Origin of the sequence: Flavivirga amylovorans, from assembly GCF_030540875.1 — a bacterium.
In the GTDB taxonomy this organism is placed as follows: Bacteria; Bacteroidota; Bacteroidia; order Flavobacteriales; family Flavobacteriaceae; genus Flavivirga; species Flavivirga amylovorans.
This window is the reverse complement of record NZ_JAUOEM010000001.1, coordinates 932,436-945,365: the sequence shown is the minus strand read 5'-3', so window position 1 is coordinate 945,365 and position 12,930 is coordinate 932,436. Positions and strand designations below refer to the sequence as shown.

The following is a 12,930-nucleotide window of genomic DNA, read 5'->3' as shown; positions in this document are numbered from 1 at the left end:
ATAAGATGACGAAAGTTTGTCATTCTTGACTTTCGACTTCTGCCTTCGCAGGAATGACAAACTTACTTTTTAGCTAGTCCCTTAGTAACCATCATTTTGCGGTAATAAATTTGGATTAAGTGTTAATTCCGTATCTGGAATGGGTAACAATATATGGGTATCTTTCCAATTGGGTTTGATAGGTCCTAATACTTCAGCAGCTTTTCCCATACGCTTTAAATCAAACCAACGGTGTCCTTGTTCTGTAAACAATTCAACACGACGTTCTTGCAAAATAGCATCCAATAATTCATTTAAGGTAATAGCAGTTGTATTGTTTAAGCCTGCCCGGTTTCTAACTGCATTTATATCGGCTTGTGCTCCAGAGGTATTCCCCAGATGTGCTCTCGATTCGGCACGGATTAAATATTGTTCTGCTAAACGTAACTGCACCGAATACTCTACAGAACTATCTGTATTGCTATGTTCTTTATATTTAAAAGCATGGTACCAAGTTTGTGTATTTGCAGTATTACTAACGTTTTTTAACCAAGAAGATTGACGAAGATCACCAGGTTCAAATGCATCAAATAAAAGGCTACTCATGGCTATATCAAATGGAGATCCAGTGGTGAATATAAACCTTGTTCCTTCGTTGGTATTCTTCCCATCGGCATTGGGTTTAAATTGCCAGATCGTACCTGAGGCCTCTTTTAAAAAGACCTTGTTTAAATCTGGTTCTAAAGCTCCAAACTTTGTAATGACCCGACCTGCCATTGCTTCTGCCAAGCCCCATTGTTGAGTATATAAATAGGCTCGGGCAAGCACTGCTTCTGCCACTGCAGCGTAGGGACGTACACGCTCTCCGCTCATATCCTCATCAGACAATAAGTCTACAGCCAAATTTAGATCTGCTATAATATAATTATAGACCAAAGCTCTAGGCATACGTGTTACATCTTTATTGTCTACATAATCTATCCCAGTAATATAAGGAATATCTCCAAAAAGCTCTACAAGCAATAGATGTAGATAGGATCTTACAAACAAGGCTTCTCCTGTAAACTTACCTTTATCTTCCGTAGTCAGACCTGTCGAACTCTCAACACCGGCTATAATCGCATTGACCGTATAAATTTGGGTGTAAGCACTGTTCCATAAATTTGTTACAATAAGATCGTTTGATTCTACCGTATGATTTTGGTAATTCTCCAATGCTTCTCCTTGATCGAGCTTATAAAAATCCAACTCATCGGTATATACACCCATAGCAACATTCAAATCATCACCAGAGACTAATCCACTGGTACGCATTTGATAGTAGACACCATGGATCGCAGATTCAGTCTCTAATGCATCCTCAAAAATGGACTCTCCTGATAATTGGTTTTTTGGTAGATCTATTTCTACAAAATCTGTACAGGCCGTTAAACATCCAATTAAAATAGTTAGATATAATAGATTGCATCTTCGGAAAGTTAATATAAAAAAACATTGATATAGTGCTGTATCCCTGTATTTAAATCTCATAAACGTCTAATTTTTTCATGTTAAAAGCTTAATTCTAATCCTAGAGTTACGTGTCGTAATATAGGAAGCGCAGTCATTCTTGAGTGTTCTGGATCTACCTTTAAGGATTTTGTAATTGTTAAGAGGTTCTGTCCTTGAAGATAAATACTAGCATCCAGTCCAGAAATAGACTCTTTTGGGATGGCATAACTTAAAGAAATATTTCTAAGTCGGATAAAAGATGTATTCGTATACCGCGCACTGCTATTACGATAATTAAAATAAGCAGTGACTGCCTCGGCACCTTCACTACTTCTACCTATGGTATAACGCTGCACCGAAGCTTCATCTCCATCTCCCTGCCAACGATTTAATACAAACCCGTGTTGATTAGAAAAACCACCAGGGTTTCTTGAATTATAGAAAACATCAACTCCTCTTTGTTTCTTAAACTGGAAAAAAATCTCCAAACTCAAGGTTTTGTAATTAAAAATATTATTCAGACCTCCATGAAACTTTGGAGCTGTATCCTCGATCCATTGACGATCTTCAGAAAGAACACTAGGATCTATAACACCATCTTTATTATAATCTTCGAACTGATACACACCTGTTTCCGTATCAACACCAGTCATATGATACAGCTTTTGAATATTTAAAGGCTGTCCTACTACATATTGATTTGCAAAAGTAGTATGTTCCAATCCATCAAACCTTACCAGTTTATTTTTGGGTAGCGACATATTAAAAGTTGTGGTCCATTTAAAATGGTTGCTTTTAATATTTACAGACCTAAAGTCTATTTCAAGACCTGTATTTTCTACCGTAGCATCAAAATTGGCATTTACAGAATTAAAACCTGTGGTTCTAGGTAAAGGAATCCCCAACAATTGGTTTGAAGAGCGGTTGCTGTACCATGCTGTTGTAAGCAGTACGCGATCGTCTAAAAAGCCCAATTCAAGACCAACTTCAAACTTTCTATTTTCTTCCCATCCAAAAGTTGGATTGAATAACTTGTTTGGAAGTACTATCGGTCCGTTATAGTTTGCATCACTCGGAGTTTCGTAGGTATTATAAAAGCCATAATTTCCTATATTATCACTACCAGTAACACCATAACTAGTACGAAGCTTCCCATAGCTTAAAAGCTTATGATTCTCTAAGAAAGTTTCTTTAGAAAAAATCCAAGCGGTACCTACTGCACCAAAATCGCCAAATTGTTTACCTGGTCCAAACCTACTGGAGCCATCTCGCCGCCCTGTGAGATTCATAATATATTTTCCTGCCCATTTAAAATTTAGTCTCCCAAATACCGCATGGTAATTATATTTGGATTCTTGATCTACCCCATCTGTGATGTTATTGGCTGCAAAAACATCCAGGATTTGATTGTTATTTTGAAAACCTTCTCCAGAGATACTCACCTGACTTGTTAAGCGTTGTTGGAATGTAGTGCCAATCAGAATATTAAGGTTCGCCTTACCCAAGTTTTTCTCCCATTTAATCTGTGGCTCCACATTCCAAGATTGCCGTGACACTCTATTAGTAAAAATTGATGACCCTGTAGCACTTGTGAATCCAAAAGCAGGATTAAACCTTGTATGTAAAGAAGCTTTATACTCCTCCCTACGGTAATCTGTATAACCTAAATTAGCTCTAAATTCCAGAGTTGGTATAGGATAATAAGAAATCACCGAACTTAATAGAAGGTTTTTACTCTTGGCACGATATTCTCCTTCTAACATCCTCAACGGATTATCAACCAAGGTTGGAGTCCACCCATCCCAATTTAAATCACCAGCATCATTATAGAGTGCCGGAGCATTTGGTGCCAAGTTATAGGCTTCTCCTGTAAGTTCACCAAGAGGGAGGCGGTTGTCGTCAACAACATAGTTCGTTAAAACATTTATCTGGAAACGCTTATTTAATGATTGGTGGTTGATATTATTTTGTACAGAAGCCTTCCTATATTTTGAATCTCCTGGAAATACTGTCGTCTCATGTTGATAGCTGCCACTAAATAGAAACTGCGTCTGTTTATTACCTCCTGAAAAAGACAGCTGACCCGTGTTTCGGTAAGCTGTACCACCTATAAGCACCTCCTGCCAATCTGTATCACGGTTTTGATCCCATTCAAACAAGTCCGGCATAGCACCTTGTATATGAGAAGGCGCTGTTTGAAGCGTGAAACCATCGTTGGTAAGCGCTTCCAATCGCATCTCTAAATATTGCTCTGTATTTAATAAATTTATAAAGTGCGGCACACTTGCCAACCCCGTAGTAACATTAACTTTAACTTGGGTTTTTCCTGCTTTGCCTTTTTTGGTCGTGATAAGAACTACACCGTTTGCTCCACGAGACCCATAAATAGCCGTGGCATCTGCATCCTTTAACACCTCAATACTTTCAATATCAAAAGGATTGATCAAACTCAGCGGACTTTCTTCTGGTAAAATAGGATTAACAAGAGGGAATGATAATGATTCGGAACTATAAGGGACACCATCTACTATATATAGCGGCTCAGTACCTGCATTTATAAAGTTTTTACCACGTATCTCTATCTTAAAACCGCTACCGGGAAGTCCCGTGTTTTGAACAATATTGACGCCTGGAATATAACCATTCATAGCTGCCAATGGGTTTGATACAGGTTGCTTTTCTATGGTTTTAGCATCTATCTTATAAACGTTCCCTGGATTCTCTCGTTGAGATCTTTTGTAATAGTATCCCACAATTTCTACAGTCTCTAATTTATAAATGTCTTCCTTAAGGGTTACATTAATACTATTTTGATCATCAATGGTGACCTCCTGCGTTTTATACCCTAATGATGAGAATACTAAAACAGTTTCCGAGTGGGCAGCAGTGATGCTAAACTGACCGTCCAAATTGGTGATGGTTCCTTTTACGGAGCCTTTTAATAAAACAGTGACGCCCGGTATAGAAAGACCTGCTTCATCTAAAACGATACCAGAAAGTCTTCGCTGCCGAGGCTTGTTATCACTCATTTTCTTCTTAATTAAAATGATATTATTCTCCATGACGGCAAAATTGAAATCTTCCATTGGAAGACTCATTTTTAATAACTTTTTAACGCGAACGGCTCCTTTTTTAAGTGTTATTTTAGGAAGGTCTTTAAACCAAATGTCTTCATAAATGAATGAATAATCCGTTTGTGCATAAATAATATCGAATACTTCATAAACGGTTACCTCCATGGGTGAACCTATGACAACCTTATTATTTTGAGAGAATGTATGCTTTGGTATAAAACTGAACAATGTGATACACATCAACAATATAAATTTACGCATAATATGTTTTGAGAGCGTGTTTTTTAAATAAAAAACATGGGTTAGTTTGATTGTTTTTTTAGTTAACTTTTTAATTAAGTGATTAACATTAAAAAAGAGGAATGTAGCCTCATACTATTTATGTATAAGTTACGTTCCTCCTTTATGTATTTGAGCCTGCTTTATTTTATGTTCATTTTTACTTGTTCAATTTTAATATTCTAAAATAGTTATATCTTTTTCATAAGGTTAGCTTTTGTTTTTTATCAAACTAAAGATAAACCTATTTTACCTTTAATTTATATTATTCTTCATCTTTTTCTTACTCCTTGACTACTTCCAAATGACTCATTAAGCTCTAGGTTTAGTTTTCTCTAAACTTTTTATACACTGTCCCTAATCTAAAAGGGCGAAAACAGTCCAGATTTATTAATCTCTCCCGTAATAAATCATAAACCATTCCCGTTCCCTTTTTGAAATTGCTGTCTTATTTTATTTGTTCTTCATGTGCTTTTATATTATCGCATTAACTGGTTCGTCGTCTTTATATTTTTTAGTTTCTATAATCTGCTGAATCGTAGATTTTTGAAAAAATACAAACCTTTTGTTAGATGGCTTGCATCGATGCCTTTAATCTGTAGCACCTTTTGCCTTAAATCATTATATACCCGTATAAACTTTAAACCCGAGACATCTTTTATATGCAACATATACGCTACCGAATTTGAATCATTATCATTAGACCATGTTTGAAAAGAATTGACTGACAAATCATCATATTCAATCGCAGATTCCTTCACTGTAAAGGACATAGCATTAATACCATTTAGGCCAACAGAGGTGAGATTTGGGGCTTCACCTCTTATTGAACCTGGGGATAATTCAAGTCTAGAACAACCTGATAAGGTTACGGTAATATCATCTATTATTTTTGTGATATTATCCCTGTTGTTATTAGTATTCTGATCAAAATCGAATAGTGTGAATAAAATTATATTTGCTTTCATGGCTAGGGCTATTTAATTCTTAACTTTATTTAGTATGCATACCACCATTAGCTTATTATTTAAAATAGTGCTGCAGGTTACTTTTACATGCCGTATTCTACTTGATGGTTAATGTCTTACCGTTTATATAATAGTCATTGATACTATTTGCATATTTAATTGATGACAGAATCTCTTCTATTGAAAAGCTTTTTTGGAATGAGATCGTAAATATTTTGTCTTCCACATCTTTATTTTCAAATATCACTTCCATGTCGTACCAACGGGAAAGCGTTTTCATGATACCCTTTAAGGTCTTGTTTTTGAAATTAAACTCGCCTTTTTTCCAGGAAACTTCTTTATACGTATTGTCAATTTTGGTTATTATGCTTATGTTATTATTTTGGATATTTAGATTTAATTGTTGGTTAGGCTCAAGGGATTGTTTTTTATCCTGGTAGTTAACAACTACCTTACCTTCTACTAAAGTTGTATAAATGTTTGTCTCATCTTTATAAGCTTTGATATTAAACTCAGTTCCTAAAACTTCAATTTCCTGAGATTGATTATACACCTTAAACTTCATGCCATTATGTAATGTACTTGATGACACATCAAAATAGGCTTCGCCATAAACAAGTTCTACTTTCCTAGCTTCTAAACCATTAAATTCTACTGGATATTTTAGTTGGGATTCAGAATTTAGCCAAACTTTAGTACCATCTGATAATTTTAGTTGAAATTGTCCCCCTCGAGGAACCGTTAGTGTATTATAAGCAATTTCATTTGTTATTGCTTCTGTATGATCTGCCTGTTCTGTAAGTAGATATATTATTTCTTCGCCATTGCTAGTGATATTGTTTGCTTGATAAATCTGGCCTTTTTCTAAACGCACTTCAGAACCATCTTCTAATGTTAAAATAGCTTTGTCCGTGCCTATTTCGATATTGTTCTTTGCTACAATTGCTGTATTAATTAATTCATCGTTTTTATTTGAAAAAAATGTGATACTAAGTAAAAGGATTATGGATGCCGCTATCCCACTATACCAGTAAATCATTTTTCGTTTAGTATTACTTTGTTTTTCGCTATCGATTATCGCCTTCCAAGCTTTTTGCTTATTTAATTTATTTTTAAGCTGTAAACGTTCTTCTCTTTTATTTTTATTAGTAACACTAAAAAGGATATGTTTCTTATCATCTTCGGTAAGTGTATTAAATGTATCTAAATCGATGGAGGTTTCATCTTTTAATAGCGAAGTAACAATCTTCTCCGAAAGTGGTTTAATTTTATCCGAATTGTCCATAAATTAAAGAATTAATAGTCACTGTGTATATTAATGACGTAAAGAAAAAGAAAGGGAGGGGTAAAAGATTAAAAAAAATCATTTACTTCTTAAGTAATTCCTAAGTAACCTGACATTTTTCGGAGCTTTTTATAGGCCACTTTCTTATGATCCTTGACCGTATTAACGGATATGTCCATTTCATCAGCTATTTCTTTGTTTGTATAACTTTCAATGCTTAACCTCATAGCCTCAGCACATTTATCAGGTAACAATTCCAATGCTCTTTCAACAAGACTTGATGTTTCTATTATAACAGATTCCCTTAAAAAATAACGTTCCGTTTGTAGGGTTTCTAAACCCTCCGAAGAATACGTTTCTACATCTTTAGCATATTTACTTCTCAAAAAATCAAGAGACTTATTCTTTACTGCTGTATAAAAGAATCCTTCAATTTTGTTTTTATTTTTAAATGGCACCTTATTCTCCCATGCTTTTATAAAAACATCTTGAACGATGTCTTCAGAGAGGTCTAAATCATTAACATACTTATTAGCAATAAGACATAATGATTCATAGAGACGATTAAAAATATTTTCAAACTCCTTCATAGTTAACTCGTGTGTCTTGTTTTGATCCATCTATTCGTTAAAAAAGGTTCTTAAAAGGGGCATCCATTTTAAATAAGAACGGTCACTATATTTTTAGGGATATTAAAATATATCTTCCAGAAGCTGGATAATACAATTATACAGTGTTTCTAGAATAATAAAGAATTTACTGAAACCAACTATTCTCGAAGCTTAAGCATAGCCATAGAGATATTTCACTGGTTTTATACCCAATCAAATTGAGCACAGGTTTTAACCTTTTGGGTCAAAACACAAAAAATTCTGTAACAGAGCCTTGAACTTAAAAGATAAGACTTTAATAAAGCTATCAACTAAAGTTAGAGTGTGTTGATAACATCATTTTTTATTTAGCATATCTTTACTTTTTATTACTATGATAATAATATTGGTTTTCTACTTATTTAATTTATTTATAAGTTGTAAACGCTCTTCTCTTTTACTTCTATCAGTCATACCAAAAAGCATATATTTTATCATCTATGGTAAGCGTATTAAATGTTTTTAAATCAACTAGATTCCACGTTTTAATAACGAAGCTGCAATCTTATGAAAGTGATTTAATTTTATCTAAACTGTCCATAAATAGAAAAAACAACAACAGCTGTACACAACTACTTACAACTGTATACAATTATAACGTAAAGGAAAACAAAGAGAGGGGGTAAAAAATTAAAAAAGTTTTATTTAATTCTTAAATAACTTAAAGTTTCTCGGAATTTTTGATAGGCATTTTTTTTATACTCCTTGACCGTATAAATAGATATGTTCATTTCTTCGGCTATTTCTTTGTTTGTAAAACCTTCAAGACTCAATCTAATGACCTCAGCGCATTTATTAGGTAGCAATTGGATTGTTCTTTCAATAACATCTGATGTTTCTAATACAATAGCTTCCGATAAAAAGTAATGTTCCGTTTGTAGAGTTTCTATATCCTGTGAAGGGTATGCCTTGACATCTTTAGCATATTTACTTCTTAAAAAATCGAGAGCTCTATTTTTTACAGCAGTATAAAAAAAACCCACTACCTTATCTTGATCTCGAAAAGAAACCTTGTCCTCCCATACTTTTATAAAGACATTCTGAACGATATCTTCAGAAAGGTCTAAATCGTTAACATACTTATAAGCAAAAAGACATAATGAATCATATAGGCGATTGAAAATATTTTCAAACTCCTTCAAAGTTAACTGACGTGTCTTGTTTTGATCCATTTATTCGTTTTAGAAAAGGTTCTTAGAGATATACCCTTTTTCTGTGTCTTTGGGGAGGAATAAAAAATACGTCTTCAATAAACCTGCTAATATAATTAAAGTTTTTCCTAAAAAATAAAGGATTTCTTAAAAATAGTTACCCCAGAGACAAAGCCTCGGGGGTAACTATTTCTATAAACCCAAAATTGTTTTGTCATTCCTTAAATGACAACAAAATTGCATTATATTATAACATGAAGCCCTATCACAGATTTATTCACTTGTAAAATTTGAGTGCTATAAAAATAAATTATAGGGTGTGCTTTAAGGGGGCATTCGTATTCATTATAGATGCTCTAATTCCAATCGCTCTTTCTTAGTAAGTTTAGCGACTACTAAACGATAAGAAATATCTAACCATTCATATAACACTTTATCAGAAATTGAACCATCAATCACTACTCTACTCCAATGTTTCTTACTAAAATATGAAGGTTCTTCTAAAGCATCGTATTGTATACGAAGTTCTTCTATTGTTTCTGGCTCACATTTAATACTAAAACTATCAAAGGTATTTATATCGGTGGCCGTAAACATTTTACCTTTTACTTTAAAGACCAGAACATGGGGTAATTTAGAAAATGGAATAGATTCGGTTACTCCCTTTTTAGATAAACAATACAATCTATATGCTTCAATATTCACCTTTTAGAATATTATATCGTATTAATGCGTTTTAAAAACTTCTTTTCTTTTTTCTAATTGACGCTCTAAATCTTTAATAGTCTCTCTAACAGATACTTCAAAATTTCGTTCATTAGATGTAGCAAAAATTCGAGGTCCCGGTAAACTTAATTCTATATTACAAATTTTACCAATATTATGTTCTTTTTCATCTTGTTTAAAGTGCACACTAGCACTTATTAAAAACTCATATCTATTAAATATTTTTTTTAATTTTTCTTCTGTGAAAGCCGAAAGTGTTTCACTTACATCTACACCTACATACTGAATATTTACTGTCATAATTATTTCTATTTTTTATGTTAGAATTTTGATCTAAGATACTCGTTTTTCAAATAATTCATAGTAACAAAAATCATAAAAAAGTTATAAAATATTTCTATTTATAAATCCATATAGTCGTATTTTTGATTCCTTAAAACCCATGTTATTTATGCAACTCGTTTTCGCTACCAATAATCTTAATAAAATAAAAGAGGTACAGGCTTTAATTCCTAATCATATTAAATTATTAAGCCTTAATGATATTGGTTGCTTTGAAGATATTCCTGAAACTCAAAATACGATTGAGGGCAATAGCATCCAGAAAGCCACATATGTAAAAACTCATTATGGATATGATTGTTTTGCCGATGACACAGGCTTGGAAGTACAAGCATTAAATGGAGCACCTGGGGTTTATTCTGCTCGCTATGCTGGTGAACAACGCGATGCTAATGATAATATGAATAAGCTACTTTCTGAGCTAGAAGATAAAGACAACAGAGCTGCACAGTTTAAAACAGTTATTACATTACAACTTAACAATAAACAACACACCTTTACAGGTATATGCGAAGGAGACATAACGTATACTGAAAATGGTAAACTTGGTTTTGGTTATGATCCTATTTTCAAACCAAAAGGGTTTCAGCAAACATTTGCAGAGATGGACCTGGCTCTTAAAAACAACATTGGTCATAGAGGGAAAGCTGTTCTTCAATTAGTCGATTTTTTAAATTCCTAACTCTTAAAAAATCAGGTATAAAAAACCAAAAATCATGTTGGTTGTTAATATTCTTTATGTTACTTTTAATCCATGACAGAGGAAGATATTGAAAAAGAAAATGCAGCAATTACTAAAGCCTACAAAGAATTATTAAAAGTTAGCTACACGACGCTATCTGACGATGATAAAAAACTAATCCGTAAAGCTTTTGACGTTGCTATAGATGGCCATAAGGACCAACGTAGAAAATCTGGAGAAGCTTATATTTTTCATCCTTTAGCTGTGGCTAAAATAGTAGCTCAAGAGATTGGATTAGACGGCACGTCTATTGCTGCTGCCCTACTCCATGATGTTGTTGAAGATAGTCCAGACTACACCATAAAAGACATTGAAAAGTTATTCGGAAAAACGATAGCTACCATTGTAGATGGGCTCACAAAAATATCTTCATTAAGTAAAGAAAAAGACATGAATGTGTCTTTACAAGCTGAAAACTTCCGTAAAATGCTGCTTACGCTTAATGATGATGTTCGTGTTATTATTATCAAAATTGCAGACAGGCTCCATAACATGCAGACCATGGCCTCTATGCGTCCTGATAAACAGGAAAAAATAGCATCGGAGACATTATATATTTATGCCCCGTTAGCACACAGAATTGGTTTATATAACATTAAAACCGAACTTGAAGATTTAGGCTTAAAATATACTGAACCTGATGTTTACAATGATCTTTTTGATAAAATAAAAGAAAGCAAAGAGGAACAAGATAAATATATTGAAGAATTTAGTGAGGTAATAAGGAATTCATTAAATAAAGAAAATTTTGATTATACTATAAAAGGACGACCTAAGTCTATTTTTTCTATTAGAAAAAAAATGCTTAAACAAGGTGTGTCTTTTGATGAAGTATACGATAAGTTTGCAGTAAGAATTATTTATAGAAGCGATGAGATTAATGAAAAGTTTTATGCTTGGAAAATATACTCCGTAGTAACAGATCACTTTAGACCTAACCCCATACGCCTCCGTGATTGGATTTCTTCTCCTAAATCTACTGGCTATGAAGCTTTGCATATTACTGTTATGGGACCTAAAGGTCGTTGGGTAGAAGTTCAGATACGAAGTGAACGTATGAATGAAATCGCTGAAAAAGGCTATGCGGCTCACTACAAGTACAAACAAGATACCGAGAAAGAAGACAACTTAGAAAATTGGATTAATAAACTTCAGGAAGCTTTAGAAAACCCAGACACAAATGCAGTAGATTTTGTTGAGCAATTTAAACTTAACCTTTATTCTCAGGAAATCTTTGTATTCACACCTACTGGAGAATTAAAATCATTACCCAAAGGCGCCACATCATTAGACTTTGCGTTTAGTATTCACACCGAGGTAGGTATGAGAACCAGAGGCGCTAAAGTAAATGGTAAATTAGTACCATTAAGTCACGAATTACAAAGTGGAGATCAAGTAGATATTTTAACGTCTGAAACAGCAAAACCTAATGCAAACTGGTTAGATTATGCTACCACAGCTAGAGCTAGAGGTAAAATAAAATCAGCCTTAAAAGAAGATAAAAAACGTATTGGTGAAGATGGTAAAGAAATTCTTAGAAGAAAATTAAAACAGCTAAAAATCACCCTAAATGAAGCTTCTACAAACGAACTAGTTAACTATTTTAAACTTAAAACAAGTTTAGATTTATTTTACAGGGTTGGTATTGGTACTATTGACAATACCATGATTAAAAGCTACGCAGCTTCCAGAAGTAATGCTTTAATGAGTTTTATTAAAAATAAAATTACACGAAAAGCAACTATAAAAAAGGAAGACTTAGAAAAAGAAGAAGTTACTGCTAAATACGATTCTTTAGTTTTTGGAAAAGAAGAAGAGAAACTAGACTATAAAATATCTAATTGTTGCAATCCAATTCCTGGTGATGAAGTTTTTGGTTTTCTAACCGTTAATGAAGGTATTAAAATTCATAAAAAGAATTGTCCAAATGCACTTAGTTTACAATCTAATTATGCCTACAGAATTATGCAAGCAAAGTGGATTGATTCTTCGCAACAAGAATTTTTAGCCAAAATTAAAGTTACAGGAATAGATCACATAGGATTAGTTAGCGATATAACTTCCATCATTTCAGACAATATGCACGTGAATATGAAGAGCTTAAGTTTTGAAAGTGATGACGGCTTATTTTCTGGAAAAATCAATGTTGTTGTAAAAAATAATACCATAATAAAAAAGCTTTTAGAAAAATTAAAAAAAATTAATGGTATAGATAAGGTTACTAGAGTTTAAAAAAAGTGTAA

The 12,930-nt window shown here is 33.2% G+C and carries 10 protein-coding genes; 2 read left to right on the top strand and 8 right to left on the bottom strand.

Going from position 1 to position 12,930, the window contains the following annotated elements:
- Nucleotides 1-81 precede the first annotated feature (81 nt).
- The 8 genes from Q4Q39_RS03835 to hpf all read right to left on the bottom strand — a co-directional run bounded on the left by Q4Q39_RS03835 (nucleotide 82) and on the right by hpf (nucleotide 9,903).
- Complete coding sequence (locus tag Q4Q39_RS03835) at nucleotides 82-1,509, bottom strand: RagB/SusD family nutrient uptake outer membrane protein (protein WP_303281047.1); 1,428 nt, start codon at nucleotides 1,507-1,509, stop codon at nucleotides 82-84.
- Nucleotides 1,510-1,529: 20 nt separating this feature from the next.
- A complete protein-coding gene (locus Q4Q39_RS03830; RefSeq protein WP_303281046.1) occupies nucleotides 1,530-4,805 on the bottom strand; it encodes a SusC/RagA family TonB-linked outer membrane protein in 3,276 nt (1,091 codons plus the stop codon).
- A 539-nt stretch (nucleotides 4,806-5,344) separates the two neighbouring features.
- Nucleotides 5,345-5,791 carry a hypothetical protein gene (locus Q4Q39_RS03825; protein ID WP_303281045.1) on the bottom strand — a complete coding sequence of 149 codons (447 nt, stop codon included), beginning with the start codon at nucleotides 5,789-5,791 and terminating at the stop codon, nucleotides 5,345-5,347.
- A gap of 97 nt (nucleotides 5,792-5,888) precedes the next feature.
- Nucleotides 5,889-7,076 carry a FecR family protein gene (locus tag Q4Q39_RS03820; RefSeq protein ID WP_303281044.1) on the bottom strand — a complete coding sequence of 396 codons (1,188 nt, stop codon included), beginning with the start codon at nucleotides 7,074-7,076 and terminating at the stop codon, nucleotides 5,889-5,891.
- 89 nt (nucleotides 7,077-7,165) lie between these two features.
- On the bottom strand, nucleotides 7,166-7,696 hold the full coding sequence (locus Q4Q39_RS03815) for an RNA polymerase sigma-70 factor (RefSeq protein WP_303281043.1): 531 nt from the start codon (nucleotides 7,694-7,696) through the stop codon (nucleotides 7,166-7,168).
- A gap of 671 nt (nucleotides 7,697-8,367) precedes the next feature.
- Nucleotides 8,368-8,898: an RNA polymerase sigma-70 factor gene (locus tag Q4Q39_RS03810; protein ID WP_303281042.1), complete on the bottom strand. Its 531-nt coding sequence runs from the start codon at nucleotides 8,896-8,898 to the stop codon at nucleotides 8,368-8,370.
- A 324-nt stretch (nucleotides 8,899-9,222) separates the two neighbouring features.
- Entirely contained in the window at nucleotides 9,223-9,582 is a 360-nt protein-coding gene (locus Q4Q39_RS03805; protein WP_303281041.1) for an MmcQ/YjbR family DNA-binding protein, read from the bottom strand.
- 21 nt (nucleotides 9,583-9,603) lie between these two features.
- Nucleotides 9,604-9,903: a ribosome hibernation-promoting factor, HPF/YfiA family gene (hpf, locus tag Q4Q39_RS03800; RefSeq protein WP_303281040.1), complete on the bottom strand. Its 300-nt coding sequence runs from the start codon at nucleotides 9,901-9,903 to the stop codon at nucleotides 9,604-9,606.
- A gap of 151 nt (nucleotides 9,904-10,054) precedes the next feature.
- On the opposite strand from hpf, the gene Q4Q39_RS03795 reads away from it, so the two are divergent.
- Nucleotides 10,055-10,627, top strand: a complete 573-nt coding sequence (locus tag Q4Q39_RS03795; protein WP_303281039.1) for a non-canonical purine NTP diphosphatase — start codon at nucleotides 10,055-10,057, stop codon at nucleotides 10,625-10,627.
- A gap of 72 nt (nucleotides 10,628-10,699) precedes the next feature.
- Complete coding sequence (locus tag Q4Q39_RS03790) at nucleotides 10,700-12,919, top strand: RelA/SpoT family protein (RefSeq protein ID WP_303281038.1); 2,220 nt, start codon at nucleotides 10,700-10,702, stop codon at nucleotides 12,917-12,919.
- Nucleotides 12,920-12,930 lie beyond the last annotated feature (11 nt).